The sequence below is a fragment of the Actinotignum sp. usb-actsch-213 genome (assembly GCF_059085665.1).
Genome location: NZ_JBHNSQ010000049.1, coordinates 22,178 through 40,702 on the forward strand (window position 1 = coordinate 22,178; position 18,525 = coordinate 40,702).

Here is an 18,525-nt window from a genome sequence, read left to right on the forward strand (position 1 = left end):
TGCCACCATGTCAAGAATCACCACCGCCACCCGCAGCTTTCGGCAATCAGGCCGTGAACGTGGGAAAATATACTTATGTCTGCACGTTATCGTCTTCGCGGCGCCTCGGCCGCCCCCGCCGCCGGGCTGTGCGGCGCTATCGGAATCATTGCTCTGGTCATGCAGGTGTGGCAGGGCGGGTGGGGCTATCTGCCTCCCGCGGCTGTATTTGCGGCAGGCATGTGCCTGGCCGGCTACGCCCTCTTTTATTTGCCCAGCGTGGACGTAGATGGTTCCGGGGTGACGATACGCAATACTTTCCGCGATCTGCGGGTTCCGTTCCCGCGGCTGCGCGGGGTCGAATCCGGGTACGGTCTTGTTATAACGACGACGGACGGGGCGGCCATCCACGCCCGCGCTTTCGGTACCGTCGGGCGCCCTACCCCGGATACCCGCCGCGTCATTCCGGTCCACGAATCGGGTGACCACACCGTCACCACGGCAACACTCCCGGTGCGAAAGTTCATTGAGTCGGTAGCCTCTCGTTATGCTCCCACCGGTGCGCCCAGCGAGCACCCCCGGGTGGAACGGCACTGGGCCTGGGATCGGCTCGCCTTCGCGGTGGCCGGGGTGCTCGGGGTGTTCGGCGGTATTGCCTGGTCGGTGGCACTGTGAGCGCGAGCGAGGCAGGCCGCGGGGCCGAAACGTCCGGGTCCGGCGAGGTGGCCGGGCCCGGCGGTGTCAAGCGTCAAGGAGGCGAGGTAACCCTGCGTTCGCGCGGTCAAATCGTCAAGGGCGGCTTTCTCATCGCCCTCGGGCTCGCGCCTCTCATCTTTATTGCGGCCGGCGTTGCTATGCCCTTCTCCGCCCCCGTTGCCTTCTTCCTTGCCGCCGGGATAACCGGAGCGGCGTGGTCGTTCTTTTTCCTCCCCGAGCTGCGCTATAACGCGGAAGGTCTGAGCATTATTAACCCGCTGCGTACCATCCGGCTACCTTGGGGTGCGGTAGCTCGCTTCACCACCCGCTTTTATCTCACAACCCATGCTCAGGGTGGCGAACACTGGGATGCGGCGGCGTTCCCGGCGGGCGGAGCGCTCGCAGCCGGGCGCCGCCTCCTCCCCGCGCGTCACCCAGCCGCAGCCCGCCACGTTGATCTTCCCGTACCTGCCGGGCGTGGCACCGCTACCCGGTGGGTGACCCTCTCCCGAGCTGCGGAACAATTGCGGGCAGCGCAGGAAAGAGCGCGGGAATGTGCTCCATCACCCGTACCTAGCACAAACCGCCCGGTTAGATCCGTGGATCTGGGCCGAGCGGTTTTGTGTGTGGCGTGGGTGGCCTGCCTAGCCGCCGCCTGCGGCCTGGCTTTCACCTGAGCGCCGGAGTAGCTCTCGCCTAGATAGCGGCGTCGTCGTTCTCATTCAAACGCAAACGCGAGACTTCACGGCCCTGCTTACGCAGCAGCGCGTGGCGTTCTTCGCGGCGGCGGCGCTGCTCAATCGGTTCGGGAACCGGAGCGGCCGCCAGAAGCCGCTGAGTGTAGGCTTCTTGCGGATTGTGGAGGACGTCCTCGCGCCGGCCCGCTTCCACAACCTTGCCGTTTTGCAGCACGACCACGCGATGCGAGAGCATATCGACCACCGCAAGATCGTGCGAAATGAACAGGCAAGCAAAGCCCATGTCATCCTGGAGCTCGGAGAGCATGGTAAGAACCTGGGCCTGGACGGACACGTCCAGCGCGGAGGTCGGTTCGTCCGCGATGAGGAGCTTGGGGCGTAGGGCCAGGGCACGAGCGATGCACACGCGCTGGCGCTGCCCACCGGAAAGCTCATGGGGGTAGCGGTTGAAGGAAGAACGCGGCAAGCGCACCGCATCCAGCAGATCGTACACACGCTGGCGGCGTTCGGCCTTGGTACCGACCTTGTGCACATCGAGCGGTTCCATAATGCAATCGCCGACCGGGAAGCGCGGATCGAGGGACGCGGCCGGATCCTGGAAGACCACGCCCACGTGCTGGCGCAGTTCCTGGGCGTGCTTACGCGAAGCTCCCACCAGGTCCTCACCGAAAATCTTCACCTCACCGGAGGCGGCCGGAATCAGCCCGAGCACGCACTTGCCGATGGTGGATTTACCGGAACCGGATTCGCCCACGAGGCCCACAATTTCACGTTCCGCAACATCTAGGGACACATGGTCCACAGCGCGGAAAGGTTCCTTACCGGGAATCTCGTATTCAATCACGAGATCTTTGGCTTCCAGCACCTTCTTATTGAGGTCAATAGAAGCTTCCTTTTCCAGGGAGAAGCCGAATTGCTCACGGCCCTGGCCCAGATGCGGCACTGCTTCCAACAGGCGGCGCGTATACGGATGCTTGGGGTGATTGAGAACCTGGACGACATCGCCCGATTCCACAATCTCACCCTTGAACATCACATGAACCCGGTCGGCCATATCCGCGATGACGCCCATGGAGTGGGTGATGAGGAGGATGCCGGTATTGAGCTGGTCCTTGAGGGAGCGCAGCAGGTCGAGAATATCAGCCTGGACCGTAACGTCCAGGGCGGTAGTCGGTTCGTCCGCAATAATGACGGAGGGGTTGGCGATAAGCGCAATCGCGATGACCACGCGCTGGCGCTGCCCACCGGACAGCTGATGCGGGTACTGATTCATACGCTCTTCGGCATCGGGCAGCCCGACGGCCTTGAGCATGGCCACCGCCCGATTACGGGCATCTTCCCCGAAGGCGAGCCCGTGGGTTTCCAAGCCTTCCGTCATCTGGCGGCCGATAGTGAGAACCGGGTTAAGCGCGGTCATGGGTTCCTGGAACACCATGCCCACTTCGGCACCGCGCAACGCGCGCATGCCACGCGAGGTCATCCCGCGCACTTCACGCCCGGCTACCTGCACGCTTCCGCTAATAACGGCATTGGAGGGGAGCAGGCCGAGGGCCGTGGTGGAGGTGACGGATTTACCGGAACCGGACTCTCCGACCAGACCCACCACTTCACCCGGTCGCACATCGATACTCACGCCACGCACAGCATGAACCGCGCCGAATTCAGTCGCGAATTTGACATCCAGTTCACCGAAGCCGAGCACCGGCTTATCGGTTTTCGGGTGCGGGGTGACGACGGGCTGGTCAGCCTTGAGCGTGGCCGCTGTCGCGGCAGCTTTATCCTGCGTTGTTGCAGCGCGTTTTCCAAGACGCATTTATTCGCCCTTCCTTTCGGTGGCGTCGGATGCGGGAGCGGCGTGCTCGCCACCCGTCGCGGTGGTGGCCGCGGTGGTCACCGGCATAAGATCAGCTTCGACGTCGTTCTCAATATGTCCTTCGGCAAGGGCCTTCATCTTGCGGCGCGATACCGCTGAACGCTGGCGCGGATCGAAGGCATCACGCAATCCGTCACCAATGAAGTTAATGGAGAGCGCGATGATGAGGATCAGGCCGGCCGGGGCGAAGAAGAGCCAGGGGCGCGTCGAGAACGTGGTCTGGTAGGTAGAAATAAGCAAACCGAGCGACGTAGCCGGCGGGCGCACCCCGAAGCCGAGGAAGGACAGCGAAGTTTCCAGCAGAATCGCCGAAGAAATCGACAGGGTTGCCGAGACGATAATCGTGCCCAAGCAGTTCGGGAGAATATGGCGGAAAATAATACGCCACGGTGAAGCTCCCAGCGCGCGAGCCGAGGCTACGAATTCGCGTTCGCGCAAGGAGAGCACTTCACCACGCACCAGGCGGGCCAGGCCCGTCCAGGAGAGCACGCCCAGCATCACCGCGAGGAACAGGATCCCCTGGCTTCCCACCATCTTGCCGATAACCGCCGCGAGAATGAGGAGCGGGATCACGATGAAGAGGTCGGTGATGCGCATGAGAATCGCTTCGGTCCAACCGCGGAAATAACCCGCAGCCGCGCCGATAATCGTGCCGATAATGGTGGACACCAGCCCGACAACGAAAGCGATAATAATTGAAATCTGGGTGCCCTTCATGGTCAGGGCGAAGTAGTCCTTACCGATATTGTCCTGCCCGAAGGGGTGTTCACCCAGCGAAATCCAGGTCATGGTCGGTTTGCCGTTATTGACGACATCCAGCACGTCCGTGTAGCTGTGCCGCCACAGACCGGAGAAATGCCAGTGCAGGCCGAAGAAGCTCATATTCCAGCCAATGGACAGGAAAGCCACCAGCGTCACAAGAATAAGAACGACGGCGGACACCATCGCGGGCTTATGCCGCAGGAAACGGCGCAGCACCAGGCGCCCCTGCGAATAGGAGGGGCTGGAGGAAGCGAGCTGAGCGTCGTCTACCTCAACAACGTGTTCCGGGTCGAGCGACGCGACGGTTGTTTTCGAACGATTCTCACTCATCGGATTCTCCTCGGGCTTCGTGACGATTCATGGGGGTTGTCAGGCTCATGGTTACCGCCTAATCCGAGGATCGACGTAGGCGTACATGATGTCCGCGACCATATTCATAAGCACCGCGGCTCCGCCGGTGACCAGGAAGAAAGCCATAACCGGGGCCGGATCCACCTGGGCAAGCCCGGTTCGGAAGAGTTCACCCATGCCCTTCCAGCCGAAGACCGTTTCGGTAATAACGGCGCCGCCGATCAGGCCCGCAAAATCGAAAGCGATAATGGTCAGCAGCGGCAGCATGGCATTACGGAAAGCGTGCCGGGTAATAACCGTGTGTTCGGGCAGGCCCTTGGCCCGTGCGGTACGGATGTAATCCTGACCGAGCACTTCCAGCATCGACGAACGCGTATAGCGCGTATAGGACGCAATAGACATAAGCGTCAGCGAGATCGTCGGCAGCAGGAGGTGGGTGAAGGAATCCAGGAAGCTCAGCCAGAATACGTGGCTACCCTGGAAATTCGGGGTCATCGAACCGATAGTAGAAATCGGGCGGTTCTGGGTGAGCGGCAGGTAGGTTGACCAGTAGCGGGCGGCGAAATCGAAAATAATCGCGATCCACACCGAGAAGACGGCCCAGATCGATGCCCAGGTCACCGAGCGGCGCGCGTAGCCACCGAAGAAGTAGGACACGCCCACAGAAGCGGCCATCCCGAGAACCAGAATCAAGATGAGGAAGCCCCAGGTCGGCTCCCAGAGCATATTCGAGCAGGCCGCCACGATGACGAACATAATTGCAGCATTGATTCCCACCACGGCAAAGCCGCGCTTATTGGAGAATCCGAGGAAGAGGCCGGTGAAGAGCACCGTGCCGGCCAGGCCCATAAGAGCTTCAATCCACAGCCCGCCAGTAGGTTCAAGGAAGGCACGGGTCACGGAAATGTATTCCATAACACCGAAAGCCACGGCGAAGCTGATGCCCGCGGCCATGGCGCGCCGCTTCGGACCGCCGGCCACGAGGGCCTGTACAAAGAGTGCGAAGATGCCGGCAAATATCACGATAGTGACCAGTGAGATTGTTGGATCTGCCAGCCAGTCGTTAAAGCGAATAGCGCCGTATTCCTTCAGGAGCACCGCGAAGACGAAGGCGGGCAGTGAGTAGAAGGTGAAGGCGAGGAAGGTCACGATGTAATCGAAACCGGTGTAGCGGCGGATTGCGCTCATCACACCGAAGAAGATTCCGAAGAAAATCGCGAGGAAGGTGGCCGCCAGCACGAGGCGCAAGGTGGCGGAAGCGGCCTGACCGAGCATGTCATTAACAGACTGTCCGGAACGGTTAATCCCCAGGTCGCACTGACCGATGAAGCATTTCGCAGCTCCGGTCAGCCAAGCCCAATAGCGCTCATACCAGGGCAGGTCGAGGCCCATGAAGGAGGAGCGCTGCTGCATGAGGTTTTCGCGATTCGGGTTATTGGATTCGCGAAGGTCCTCGAGGGGGTCGCCAGAATTGATCGTAAGAACAAAAATAAGGAGCGACGCGGCCCAGAGGATGAGTACTGAGATGCCAATTCGTTTGGCGATGAATTTATACACCGCGAGACTTCTTTCCGTTCTGTGTGCCGATGGGCGCCGGTTCGGACAATTTTACTCGGTGACTATAGTACATAAGCATTTCCAGACGAAATGGGACGTGGGATGTAACACAGGAAGGCCGCATGAGACTGCACGCCCGGAGGGGCCGCAAGCGCGGCCCCTCCGGTGCAGCTAGAAAATAACTATTACTTCCTATGCATAGAGCTGATTACTCAGCCTTGGCGGGAGCGGAGCCCCAGCCCCACTTTTCGGCGTTCCAACCAATACCGGACTGGGTGACGTTGCGCTCAACGTTCTCCATACCCGTGGTGTAGGCCGCAATACCCGGGTGGGTGAAGAGCGGGATACCGAAGAGGTCGTTCCACAGTTCCTTCTCAATCACCTTCTTGGCTTCCTTCTGGACCTTCGGATCCAGGCTGGAGGAAACCTTGTCCCATTCGGTATCAACAGTGGCGTTAGCATACGAGGTGTTGTTCTGGCCACCGTTGGACTTGTAGATATTCGCACCGGAAACAATCTGGCCGGAGCCGGACCAGGCGAAGAGCACCATGTCGAAGTCGCCGCTCTCATAGCCACCACCCGGGGCCATGAAGCCCTGGGCTCCGACGTCCTGGACGGTGATACCGGCCTGGGCGCAGGAGGAGGTCACGAGGGCAACCTCATCAGAACGGCGCTGGTTGGGCTGGTTGTATCCAATGCGGACCACCGGGTTGGCGATACCGGATTCAGCAACCTTGGCCTTGGCCTTTTCGATATCCACGGTGTCGTATTCACCGTTGTAGGAGGCCGCCACAACTTCCTTGTACTCGGGGTTATCCGGGAAGTATTCGCGCGAGTTGAGGACTTCAGCATTAGCGTTGAGCGGCTTGATGAGCGAATCAACAATCTGCTGACGCGGGATGCAGTAGGCCATGGCCTGGCGCAGCGCGAGGCCACCCTTGTCATTAGCGAAGACGGAGCCGGGGCCGAAGTTGAAGTCGAAGTGCTCCCAAATCATGGTGTTGCCTTCGAGGACGGTCACGCCCTGGGTGCCGTTGAGTGCATCGAGCGTGTCCTTGGTGGCCTGCGGTTCAATAACATTGACGTTCTGGTTGGCGAGGGCCTGAACCTGGCCTTCCGGCGGGATGAAGCGGATTACCAGTTCATCAAGACCGGGCTTCTCACCCCACCAATCCGGATTGGGAACCATGGTGATGTACTGACCGGCTTCCCAACCACCTTCCTTGAGGGTGTAAGGGCCGAAGGACGGCGCATCTTCCGCGGCGGGCAGCTGGCCCGGGGTGGGCGAATTCCAGTTATTCCAGAATTCAGCGGCCTTCTTGGCGGTCGCAAAGTCCTTGTTCTTGAGGGCCTCGAAGAGCTCCTTCTTGGAGATACCGATCTTCTTGGCTACCACGTGCGAAGGAAGCGGACCGGAAACAACCAGCTGCCAATCCGGATTCGGAGCGGCGTAGGTGATGGTGAAGGAACGGTCACCCGCATTGCACTGGGGGCCTTCCGGAACACCGTCCGCGTAGGTATCCGGGCTGGATACGTGGTTGAACAGCGGTTCATCGGAGCCTGCAGCGGCCTGGCCATCCATAATCCACTTCGGGTTCTGGCTAACCCAGTCCATGTAGGCATCTTCACAGGTGATGGGTTCGCCGCCCTGGTACTTAGCATCATCGTTGAAAGTGTACTTCACGGTGAGCGGGTTCTCGGAAACCATTTCATAGTCACCGAGCGGGGTGCCATGCTTCCACTCGCCATTGGCGGAGTAGTAGCCGAATCCGGGCATCATGCGATCAACAACAAGCGAGTTGGCCGAGCTGTAGGTAGTGGGCGTCAAGCCATTGTAGCCCAGGAATTCATCGGCACCGATGGTAACCGAAGCGGTCCGGTTGACATTTCCTTCGACCTGGGTGGGGCCACCCTTGCCGTTGGAGGAACAACCAGTCATGACCAGAGCAAGCGCGGCTGCTCCGGCCACCAAGGGATAAGCGGTCTTCTTCACGAAGGAACCTCCTCATTGACTGTTTCCGTGCCGCGGGGGCAGTCCCCCGGTACGGAGTGATCATGTTCGCGCCGTGAGCGCGTGGAATATGCAAAAGCGGTGCCGGATTCTCAGGAATCCGGTGCGTTGACGATCTCCACAGGATGGAACACGCATTGACATCCTGTGCGGATAGCCAGCGCCACCGCTCTAACCATGGAAAAAGCCTACACGAGTCTTGACGATTTCTTTACGTTTAGGCTCAGTGTTTTTTCATGTGCAAATGTTCACGCTTGCAAAAATTGGAGAAAATCGCAGCATAGAGCCGTTTACGGGCGAGGATCCCGATAGAACCACCCCCGGAAGGAGTCACGTCTCACGCCAGGTATATCTCATATGGTGAGATAGTTTTTCTCAAAATCATTCCAGCAATGAGATAAGCACTGTTTTAGGGCGCCGCGGGGGCGGGCGCGGCAGTACCGTGCCCGAAGAGATCGCGCAGCCGCGCCCGGGACACCTTCCCGTCATCGCCCACCGGAAGCTCATCAAGCACCACCAGGAGGCGCGGGAGTTTGAAGGAGGCGAGCGCCTGGGCAGCAAAAGCCCTGAGCTGATCGAGGCTGGGCACGGGTAGGCTCTGGGGCACCACCGCGAAACCGCCGGTTACCGGATCCGGGGTAGCGAAATCTTCGGGACGGGCTTCGTGGGAATCCATCACAATGGCGGCGCCCACCACCTGGCCCCACACCGGATCTGGCACACCTGTGACCAGGGCGGAACGCACTCCCGGGTACTGGTGGAGTACCCGCTCAATTTCTTCGGGGTGAACGGTATCTCCCCCAGTTTTGATGGTATCGGTGACCCGGGCAACCAGAGTGATATATCCATCCGCATCTACCCGCGCGTGGTCTTGAGAGCAGAACCATTCCCCCGCGAAGGAGGAGCGCTGGTAATTCTCCCCGTGCCAGTATCCGGCCGAAATGCTCGGTCCGCGTAATTGCATTTCTCCGCTTTCCCCGGGCGCCACCGGGGTATCGGTACCCGGCTCCACCAAGCGAATCTCCACGTGGGGCATGGCACGCCCCACCGTTTCAGCCTTGTGCGCCACGCGCGCGGTGGGAAGATACGGGCCGACGCCGCCTGTTTCCACAGACCCCCATATATTCAGCGGATGTAGACCCGCGGCATCCAGGCGCCCCATAAGAGCGGGCGGTACCGCTGCTCCGCCCACGAAGGCGTAGCGAAGACTGGAAAGATCCCGGGCGACGAAGGTGTCGTCGTCGAGCATAAAAGAATAGGTGGTGGGGGTGCCGAACATGGTGGTGACCCGGCGTTCTTCAATAAGGTGCAGCAGGCCGGCCGGAGAGGGAGTACGCGCAATAACAATGCGGCCCCCGCGCGCGAAGTGGAAGAGCGTGCCGCCGTTGAACCCGGCGATAGAGGAACATCGAGCGCTGTGTAAGAAAATGTCATCACGCCCGTAGCCCAGAGCATCATGGAAAATACGATCCGCCCACCACAAATTGTCATGGGTAAGTTCGAGGGCTCGGGGCGCTTCCGGGGGCGCGGGCCGGAACATCATAACGGCAACCCCACTCGGGTATCCCTCGGTATTAAAAGCGGGATGACCGGCGGTGCCATCGGCAACGAAATCAGCGGTGAAACTCCCGGTTGCCGCGCTCAGAGCAATATAGCCGTTGGTGAGGGCGGGAGTGAAAGGTGGGGCGAGGACGTCGTCGTCGATAACAAAATGAATAAGAGTTCCCGTGGAGGTGAAGGCGCCGGCGGTGCCTATCTCCGCGCATGCGATAAGAACGCGCGGGGCCGCAAAATCGACGAGGCGTTGAATCTCCACCGGGTGAAGGCGGGCGTCCACCGGAACGTAAACCGCACCGATGCGGGCGCAGGCCACCGCAACCAGATAGTGATAGGGAGAATTATGGGCCACGATCATAACGCGGTCCCCGTGTGAGACACCGGCCTGGACGAAAAGTTGGGCGAGGCGGGAGGTGATATCGCGGGCCTCACCGACCGTCAGGGCGGTGGCGTCATAGAAGAGACAGGGGCGATCCGGGTTGGCGAAAGCGGTGCGATCAAGCAGATAGGCAACGTTCGTGACGGGGACGCTACTCATTGCTCTCACTTTCTGAGCCCGACCCCGCTCCCCCGCCGGTATCCGCGAGATCCGCATCCGGCATATCAGCTGCGTGCTCCCCGAAAAGGAAACCGCGAATGAGGCGACGCAGCTGGTAGAGATCATCCACGTGGGAGAGCTCGCGCGCCGAGTGCATGGACAGGAGGGGTACGCCCACATCCACCGTGGTGATACCCAGGCGAGTAGCCGTCAGCGGGCCGATGGTGGTGCCGCAGGGAATGGAATTCCGGGAAATGAAGAACTGGTAAGCAGCGCCGGCATCACTAGCCGCCCGGAGAGCGAGCGTGACGGATTCGGCATCGGAGGCGTAACGCTGCTGGGCGTTCATTTTGATAAGCGGGCCGGCACCGGCGCGCGGGGCGGAATCCGGGTCGTAATACTCCGCGTAATTAGGGTTGAGAGCGTGCCCGGCATCGGCAGACATGCAGGCCGAACGCGCCAGTAGCCGGTACCAGCTATCCCCGCGCACCCCGAAGCTTTCCGCGATGCGGGTCAGCACGGTTTCCAGGAAGGGCCCGCTGGCTCCGCTGGTGGTTCCCGAACCGACTTCTTCGTGGTCGAAAGCGGCGAAAACTGGGAAGTAGGGAAGAGTCGCGTCATTCCCCACGCCCGCAGCCACCCCATCGAGGAGCGCACGAAGGCCGGCATATACAGAGGATAAATTATCCTGACGCCCGGCGGATAGGTACGTCCCATTGCGCCGCGGCGGCTCAACATCATATGCGTAGATATCATGCCAGCCGATCCATTCGGCACCGGGCGTTTCCCGGCCCTCCGGGCCCGGCTCCGCATAGCGCGCCAGGGTTTCAAAAAGATCGCTATCGGTATCGGCGCCGAGCTCCGATTCCACCCCGGCATCCCCGCACGCCCCGGTAACAATCGGATGGAGATGCTGCTGGCGATCCAAGGTGAGGCTATCGCGGTTACCCGAAATAAGGTGCGGGGCGAGCTGCGGGATCACCATGCAGGCGGGGGTACGAACCAAGTATTCCCGACCGTCCATATCCGTGATACGCCCGGCCAGGCCAAGGTCACGGTTAAGCCAGGAATTGAGTAGTGGCCCGCCGTACACTTCCATATCGACCTGGGTGTAGCCCCCGTGACGAGAAATGCCGGCCGGCTTGAGTTTGAGGCTGGGTGAATCGGTATGTGCACCCAGGATTCGGAACGGCGCTAGTTCACCGGAACCCGCACCTCGCGGGCTCACCCAGGCAATCAATGCCCCACCGCGCCGCACATAGCGCGCCCCGCGCGCCTCCCAGGCATCCGTTTCGCGCTGCTCGGTGAAACCGTGTGCTTCCAGAATGCGCGCGAGCTGCGCAGCTGCGTGGTAGGAGGACGGAGATTCCGCGATGAACTGCGCGTATCCGCGGGCGTGGTGATCAGCGGCGGTACCTTCCCGGACCCGCATTGGATCCACCGGCGCGGTATCCGCCTGCGCGGTATCAGGCGTGGACTCGGCAAACTCAGACATACTCATGGCCTCCCAGTCTAGTGACCGCCGGGGCACCCCGGCCTCGTTATTTCAGCGGTTAGGGGCGCGAATTACCCTCCGGGGAATCCCAGAAATCCCCCGCGGGATCGGTTCCGGTGGTGCCAGGCCCGCCGGCGGCCTCAGTTGCGCCGTCGTTCCCCGCACCGTCATTTTCCACGACGGCACCGGCCGCAACCTCTGCCGGCGTGACTTCCATGGTGCCGCGCGCCGCGTGGCGGCGTGCCAAGAAAAGCAAAAGCATTCCCAGGGCCAGCACCAAAACGCTAATAACCACCCAGGCAAGGACCTGCGCCCCGCTCGTGGCGAGCTGGGTGCCGCCGTTCACCGTTTCCATTGTTATTGAACTCCTCACCGCAACGATTAGCTTCCTGGGACGATGGTACACCGGGTGACTAGAACATCACACCGGACCTTTTCCATGCTTTTTCGTCAGCGAAGGTAGCTAGGATTCCCGCTCATGACAAAAATTTTTCGCGCTGCGTCGTTGCGGCGTGACGGTGGAGAACACGGTGCCGACAGTGGCGGGGCTCTGGCCCGGGCCGGTCTTGGTTTGGCCGCTCTCGGCGTCGTTTTCGGCGATATCGGGACCAGTCCGCTCTACGTTGTGCGCGCGGTTTTCACCGTGCATGGCGGCGCCGTTCCGCTCACGGACGCCTCGATTTACGGAGTGATCTCCCTGGTGGTGTGGATGCTCCTTCTTATCGTGTCCTTCAAGTACGTCATTCTTGTATTGCGTGCGGATAACGACGGCGAAGGCGGCATTATTGCCCTCGCCACCCTGCTGCGCACTCTCAGCGGTGGGCGGCCGCGGGCTGCCGCGCTCTTCACGGTAGCGGGCATGTTCGGAGCGGCGCTCTTTTTCGGCGACGCCGTTATCACCCCGGCCATTTCAGTGCTTTCCGCTATCGAAGGTATCCGGGTGGCGCTCCCGACCTTCCCCGCCACCCTCATTGTGCCCATCGCACTGGTGATTCTTCTCACCCTGGGTTGGATGCAGCGCTACGGTACCGGGCGGGTTGGCGTTATTTTCGGGCCCTTCATGCTGCTGTGGTTCACGGGCCTGGCTCTCATCGCCCTCCCGCATATTGCCGCGCATCCGGAAATTTTCGCGGCACTTTCCCCGCATGAGGCCCTCACTTTTGTGGCTCGCCACCCGGCCATCGGTTTTTTCGCCATGGGCGCGGTCGTGCTTGCGGTGACGGGTGCCGAAGCGCTCTACGCCGATATCGCCCATTTCGGGAGGCGCCCCATTTCCGCGGTGTGGTTCGCGGTGGTGCTGCCCGCACTGGTGTGTAACTACCTGGGGCAGGGTGCACTGCTGCTCGAGCATCCGGAGGCCATTGCCGATCCGTTCTTCCATCTGGTTTCTTCCCAGTGGGCCCTGGTACTCACGCTGCTGGCCACCGGCGCCACGGTGATCGCCTCGCAATCGGTGATCGCGGGGACCTATTCCATTGCCCGCCAGGCTTCCCGGTTGGGATACCTGCCGCACCTGCGGATTCGCTATACCTCCGCGAGTGGGGCGGGGCAGATTTACCTGCCGGATATTACCGGGCTGCTGGTGGCCGCAGTAGCGACCGTCGTGGTGATTTTCCGCGATTCGGAGCGGCTTTCATCCGCCTATGGGCTGGCGGTCTCCACCGATTTCCTTCTTACCACCGCCATGCTCTTAGCCCTCACGGTGATCGGCTGGCACTGGCGCTGGTGGCAAAGCGCTGCGCTGGCTGTGGTGCTCGGAGTGGTGGAAGTTCCGCTTTTCGCCGCTAATGCCGCAAAGCTGGTAACCGGCGGCTGGCTCCCCCTGCTCATCGCCCTCGTTCTTATGGTCGTTATGCTCACCTGGCGGCGCGGGGAGGCAGTGGTAGCAGCTACCCGGGCCCGAACCGAAGGTACCCTCGCGGAGTTCGCGGCGCAGCTGCAGAAAAATCCGCTGCGGCGTGTTCCGGGTACCGTGATCTATCCGCATTCCCTCGCTACCACGGTTCCGGCGGCTTTGCGGGCTACCACCGCGCTACATCGCAGTCTGCGCGACCACGTTATTATTCTCTCCATTAAAACGGCCCCGCAGGCCCATATCGAGCGCGCCGAACGCATTACCCGCACGCAGGTGAGCCCGCGCGTGGAAGGCGTTGTACACCTCACGATGCGTTACGGCTTCATGGATATCCGCAATATTCCGGCTGATCTGGAATGGGCGCAACACGAATACGGGTGGGGTTCCTGGAAGCTGAGCGAGGCCCAGTGGGTGCTCAGCCACCTGGGGGTACGCTCGCGTGGGAAGAACGACGACGCAGCTCCGGGCACCACGAGCTCTGCCGCCACCGGTGATTTTCCGCAATTGGCTCGCTGGCAAGCCTGGCTTTTTGCGCGGATCGCGCGCCATTCCGCATCGCCGGCCTGGGTGAGGAGTCTCCCGGCGGATCGCACCGTGGAGATTTCCCGCGAGGTCATCGTGTAGCTACTAATGTCGAAGCGCCTGGTAGCGTTCCTAGTATGACGACAACAACGCACTACCTCGAGCAGCTTCGCCTCGATGAACTCAGCCTCACGGTGCCGCTCACCGCGGATCGGGAAGATGCGCGCACCATTGATATATTTGCTCGCATCGCCACCCGCCCGGGCGGGGAATCCCTCCCTTATCTCTTCTACCTGCAGGGCGGGCCCGGTTATGAAGCCTGGCGGCCCAGCCTGTCCCCGCTGGAACCCTCCTGGCTAAATGTGGCCCTGGAACGCTACCGGGTTGTTTTTGTGGATGAACGCGGTACAGGGCGCTCCACACCCGTTGGGGAAGATATCCTGAGCACGGGAAGCGCCGCGGAAGTGGCCGAATATCTCAGCCACCTGCGCGCTGACGGCATTGTGCGCGATTGCGAAGCGCTGCGCCGCGAGCTCGGCGTGGAGAAAATCAACCTGCTCGGGCAGTCCTTCGGTGGTTTCACTACCGTGCATTACCTCTCGGTCGCGCCCGAACATATCGATCAGGCTTTCCTCACCGGCGGGCTCACCGCGGTGCGCCACAGCGCTGATGATGTCTATTCCCTCACGTGGGAAAAGATGCGGGAGCACAGTGCAGAGTACTACCGGCGCTTCCCCGCGCATCGGGATCGGGTACGGGAGCTGGTGGATCTGGCCGGTAGCGGCTCCATCGAATTACCCACCGGGGAAATTGTCTCACCTTCGCGGCTGCGTTCCCTCGGGCACCTTCTCGGTTCGGATAACGGGTGGCGGGAACTGTACTACCTGCTGGAAAAGGATCCGGCTTCCACCGCTTTCCGTTATGACCTGGCCGCGGCCATGCCGTTTGATGGGCGTAACCCGCTCTACTATGTGCTGCACGAATCCTCCTACGCGGACGGCGTGGTCACCGATTGGAGCGCGGAGCGTACCCAACCGGAGGATTTCCGCACCGATACTTCGCTTCTCTACGGTGAACATGTGTGGGCGGAATGGGCGGATACCGTGCCGGCATTCCAACCGTGGAAGGATGTAGTTGAGAAGCTGGCCACCTGGGAGTGGCCTCAACTCTACTTCCCGGATGCTTTGCGGGAATCAGGCGCGCGCGGTGCGGCTGCTGTGTACGTGAATGATGCCTATGTGCCCCTGGAGTTCTCGTTGGAAACGGGGGCACTGCTTCCTGGGATCCACCGGTACGTAACTTCCACTCATGAGCACAGCGGTTTGCGTTCCAGTAACGGGGCGGTGCTGCGCACGCTCTTTGAATTGGCGGATGGAACGCGGCTGCGCTAACTATGCGCGCCAGGAACGCCCCGCGGCGGGGTTAGCCGGGCGTGCTGAGCTGCACTAACCGAACACCCCGCACGGTGCCCAGTTGTCCGGAAATTCCAGATAACTGGGCGCGGGACGTGCGCTCCAGGAATAGTGGCCGGCCCGCGCGCGGGCGGCCGGCGGTAAGAAAGTGAGGATACGCAGATGTGGAATAATGCGGATACGGATGCTGTGGTGTTCGGAGATAACCTACCGGTTCTCCGGAGCTTACCGGCTGAATCATTCCAGCTTATTTACCTCGATCCGCCTTTTAATACCGGCCGCACCCAACGCCGCTCCACGGTGGTGACCCGGCGTTCCAGCACCGGGAATCGTATCGGTTTCAAGGGCCAGCGTTACGAAACGATCGTGGAGCGGGTACTCGGCTACGATGATAGCTTCGCCGAATATTGGGGTTTTCTTGAACCACGCCTGGAAGAAGCCTGGCGGCTCCTCACCGATTCGGGAACGCTCTATCTCCATCTTGATTACCGGGAGGCACATTACGCGAAAGTGCTTCTCGATGCGCTTTTCGGGCGGGAATGTTTCCTCAACGAGATTATTTGGGCCTACGATTACGGCGCTCGCACGAAAAAACGCTGGCCCGCCAAACACGACACTATTTTGGTGTACGTGAAAAACCCGGCCAGCTACTACTTCAATTCGGAAGATGTAGATCGAGAACCGTATATGGCTCCCGGATTAGTCACCAAGGAAAAGGCAGCACGCGGCAAACTTCCTACAGACGTGTGGTGGCATACCATCGTCTCCCCCACCGGAAAAGAAAAAACCGGCTACCCCACCCAAAAACCACTGGGGATTCTGCGCCGGATTATCACCGCATCTTCTCGCCCGGGGGACCGCGTCCTTGATTTCTTTGCCGGATCAGGTACCACCGGAGCCGCGGCGCATGAATTGGACCGCCAGTTCCTGCTCATTGACGCCAATCCGGAAGCAATCGCGGTGATGCGCACCCGCTTCCCCGATGAGGTACAGTTCGGGGAATGGGATGGCGAGGCGGTCAGCTGGAAGTAGCGCGCATCCGAAACTACCTCCGGATATTGCCGTAGAGGCAGTTCAGGAATCGACACGCACCTGGGAATAGAGGGCGCAGGCACCTACCCGATAAGCAGGCTCCAGGGCAAGCTCCGGATCCGCGTAGAAATCCGGGGAGTGATTCGAGGCGGGCTCCCCGTGCGCCGGGTCGAGCTGCGCGGGCGAAAAACCACCGAAAAGCCAGAATACCGAAGGCGCACCGGCGCTCTGCCCGAGGACCGCAAAATCCTCACTGAAACCGAAAGTTTCGCTGGCCACATTCTCCTCCCCCAGTTCCGCACCGATCACCTCACGCAAGGCCGCAACAGCTGCGTCGTCGTTCACGGTGGCATCTACCTGGCGGATCTGGCGGATCAGAGGTTCGGGGGCGCCGGCCGCGAGCGCTTCGGCCCGGATAATCCGCTCGATACCGGTATTGATTATTGCGCGGGTTTCCTCATCCCGGAACCGAGTATTGATGCACAGACGCGCGGTGTCCGGAATGATATTGTCCTGGCTGCCGGCCTGGAAAACGCCGACGCTCACCACCGCGTTGCGGTCCGGATCCGTCATGCGGGAACGGATTGTTTGCAGGCGGGTAACAATGGCCGAACCAATCACAATAGGGTCGACGGCGCGATGGGGCTGCGAGCCGTGCCCGCCCACCCCGTGCACAATAACTTCGAAACCGTCCGAGCCGGGCAGCACTCCACCCGGATGAAGATTGACCCAGCCGGCCGGGCGTGGCACCACGTGCCCGCCGTACATGACCTGCGGGCGCGGAGCTTTCTCCCACAGACCGGCCTCCACCAGGGCGCGTGCCCCCAGACCGTTTTCTTCCGAAGGCTGGAAAACAAAAACGATGGTACCGCGCCACAGCTGCGCATGGGCCGCAAAGGCCCGGGCCAAGGCGAGCGCGATCGACATGTGGGAATCGTGCCCGCAGGCGTGCATAACCGGAACATTTTTCCCGGACGCATCAATTCCGGTGGCCCGCGAGGCATAGCTCAGGCCGGTACGTTCGGCAACGGGCAGGCCGTCCATATCAGCGCGATAGCCCACCACCGGGCCGGAACCGTTGCGCAGCACGCAGGCAAAACCGGTATCGGTCACGGGGATAATCTCACGGGTGATCGCACCGGAAAGTTCGAGGTTTTCCAGGCGTCCCCGGAGAGCCCGCGAGGTCTCCACTTCCTGGAAAGAGAGCTCGGGATTGGCGTGGAAATACTGGAAATCACCGATCATGGTGGCCCGGTCCGAAGCGCTGAGGCGAAATTCCTCCGGAAGATACTGCACGGCGTTCCCTCTCATCCGATGCTAGCGGTGCGGGCGCCTCCGTGGCGCAGAGTGCGCAAGCGTCCGCTCACCTCGTTTATTTTAGCGCCGGGATCGACAGCCGCGCCGAACGTCCGTGGCAGGTCGGGGCGGTGACTGGCTAGGCTGGAGGGAGTGTGCAGGCGAGGTGTACCGGTAAGCGGAGCCAAAAGGTGCCGGTACACGCGGCGGCAGCGCCCGGGCGAGGAGGATTATGTTCCACAACATCATTTGGGATATGGGCGGAACCATGGTGGATACCTATCCGCATGTGGATGCCACCTTGCAGGCGGTTGTTCTTGATTCCGGTCAGGAGGTTTCCCTCCTGGAAGTTGCCCGCCTGACCCGGCACTCCACCAACCTAGCCATCACCGAGCTTTCACGCCGTTTCGGGATTCCGGAAGCCGAGTTTCGGGCGCGCGAACAGGAATTGAAAGACTCGTGGAAAATCACACCGCCGCCCGCGATGGCCCATGTGCGTGATGTTCTTGCCGCGGTTCCCGGGATCAATGTGGTGGTCACGCACCGGGATCGCGCGAGCGCCCGCACCCTCCTGGAGGGCTTGGGACTCCAAGTTACCGATATGGTTTGCCCCGAGGACGGTTTCCCACGCAAACCCGACCCGGCGATGTTCACCCATATGCTCAGCAAGCACCACCTAGATCCGGCCCGCACCCTCGCTATTGGGGATCGGCCGATTGATATCACGACCGCACATAAAGTTGGAGTGGCCGGTGCTCTCCTGGAAACTCCCGGTATTGAGCTGGAGGCGGATGCTGATTATCGCATCACTGATCTTGCGGAGGTTCTCCCGCTCCTCGGCTCATGAGCTAGCGGCATAGTTTGTACCCGATAGTTTGTACCGGCGCGGGA

General features: G+C 61.1%; 14 protein-coding genes. 6 read left to right on the forward strand and 8 right to left on the reverse strand.

Going from position 1 to position 18,525, the window contains the following annotated elements:
* The first annotated feature begins 75 nt into the window (after positions 1 to 75).
* Complete coding sequence (locus tag AC5RK6_RS05670; RefSeq protein ID WP_320757282.1) at positions 76 to 654, forward strand: PH domain-containing protein; 579 nt, start codon at positions 76 to 78, stop codon at positions 652 to 654.
* Positions 651 to 1,352, forward strand: a complete 702-nt coding sequence (locus AC5RK6_RS05675) for a hypothetical protein (protein ID WP_320757281.1) — start codon at positions 651 to 653, stop codon at positions 1,350 to 1,352. The genes AC5RK6_RS05670 and AC5RK6_RS05675 overlap by 4 nt, the downstream gene beginning before the upstream one ends.
* Before the next feature lie 19 nt (positions 1,353 to 1,371).
* Here AC5RK6_RS05675 and AC5RK6_RS05680 read toward each other — a convergent pair whose 3' ends face one another.
* From AC5RK6_RS05680 to AC5RK6_RS05710, 7 genes are all read right to left on the reverse strand, one after another.
* Entirely contained in the window at positions 1,372 to 3,186 is a 1,815-nt protein-coding gene (locus tag AC5RK6_RS05680; protein WP_284891036.1) for an ABC transporter ATP-binding protein, read from the reverse strand.
* Entirely contained in the window at positions 3,187 to 4,338 is a 1,152-nt protein-coding gene (locus AC5RK6_RS05685) for an ABC transporter permease (RefSeq protein WP_284891037.1), read from the reverse strand.
* A 51-nt stretch (positions 4,339 to 4,389) separates the two neighbouring features.
* Positions 4,390 to 5,916 (reverse strand): ABC transporter permease, encoded by a 1,527-nt coding sequence (locus AC5RK6_RS05690; protein WP_284891038.1) that lies wholly within the window; start codon positions 5,914 to 5,916, stop codon positions 4,390 to 4,392.
* Positions 5,917 to 6,124: 208 nt separating this feature from the next.
* Positions 6,125 to 7,909 carry an ABC transporter substrate-binding protein gene (locus AC5RK6_RS05695; RefSeq protein WP_284891039.1) on the reverse strand — a complete coding sequence of 595 codons (1,785 nt, stop codon included), beginning with the start codon at positions 7,907 to 7,909 and terminating at the stop codon, positions 6,125 to 6,127.
* A gap of 427 nt (positions 7,910 to 8,336) precedes the next feature.
* Positions 8,337 to 10,022 carry a class I adenylate-forming enzyme family protein gene (locus AC5RK6_RS05700; protein WP_087070475.1) on the reverse strand — a complete coding sequence of 562 codons (1,686 nt, stop codon included), beginning with the start codon at positions 10,020 to 10,022 and terminating at the stop codon, positions 8,337 to 8,339.
* Complete coding sequence (locus AC5RK6_RS05705; protein WP_234984469.1) at positions 10,015 to 11,523, reverse strand: M18 family aminopeptidase; 1,509 nt, start codon at positions 11,521 to 11,523, stop codon at positions 10,015 to 10,017. Before AC5RK6_RS05705 ends, AC5RK6_RS05700 begins: the two co-directional genes overlap by 8 nt.
* Before the next feature lie 52 nt (positions 11,524 to 11,575).
* Positions 11,576 to 11,872, reverse strand: a complete 297-nt coding sequence (locus tag AC5RK6_RS05710) for a hypothetical protein (protein ID WP_087070473.1) — start codon at positions 11,870 to 11,872, stop codon at positions 11,576 to 11,578.
* 123 nt (positions 11,873 to 11,995) lie between these two features.
* Between AC5RK6_RS05710 and AC5RK6_RS05715 the strand changes: the two genes are divergently transcribed.
* The 3 genes from AC5RK6_RS05715 (at position 11,996) to AC5RK6_RS05725 (ending at position 16,338) form a co-directional block, all read left to right on the forward strand.
* Positions 11,996 to 13,996 (forward strand): potassium transporter Kup, encoded by a 2,001-nt coding sequence (locus AC5RK6_RS05715; RefSeq protein WP_087070472.1) that lies wholly within the window; start codon positions 11,996 to 11,998, stop codon positions 13,994 to 13,996.
* 35 nt (positions 13,997 to 14,031) lie between these two features.
* Positions 14,032 to 15,285 (forward strand): alpha/beta fold hydrolase, encoded by a 1,254-nt coding sequence (locus AC5RK6_RS05720; RefSeq protein ID WP_087070471.1) that lies wholly within the window; start codon positions 14,032 to 14,034, stop codon positions 15,283 to 15,285.
* Positions 15,286 to 15,468: 183 nt separating this feature from the next.
* Positions 15,469 to 16,338, forward strand: coding sequence for a DNA-methyltransferase (locus tag AC5RK6_RS05725; protein ID WP_087070470.1), 870 nt, complete (start codon positions 15,469 to 15,471; stop codon positions 16,336 to 16,338).
* Between the two features lie 42 nt (positions 16,339 to 16,380).
* Here AC5RK6_RS05725 and AC5RK6_RS05730 read toward each other — a convergent pair whose 3' ends face one another.
* On the reverse strand, positions 16,381 to 17,634 hold the full coding sequence (locus AC5RK6_RS05730; protein ID WP_087070469.1) for an amidohydrolase: 1,254 nt from the start codon (positions 17,632 to 17,634) through the stop codon (positions 16,381 to 16,383).
* A 232-nt stretch (positions 17,635 to 17,866) separates the two neighbouring features.
* Here AC5RK6_RS05730 and AC5RK6_RS05735 point away from each other — a divergent pair, with 232 nt between their 5' ends.
* Complete coding sequence (locus AC5RK6_RS05735) at positions 17,867 to 18,481, forward strand: HAD-IA family hydrolase (protein WP_087070468.1); 615 nt, start codon at positions 17,867 to 17,869, stop codon at positions 18,479 to 18,481.
* Positions 18,482 to 18,525 lie beyond the last annotated feature (44 nt).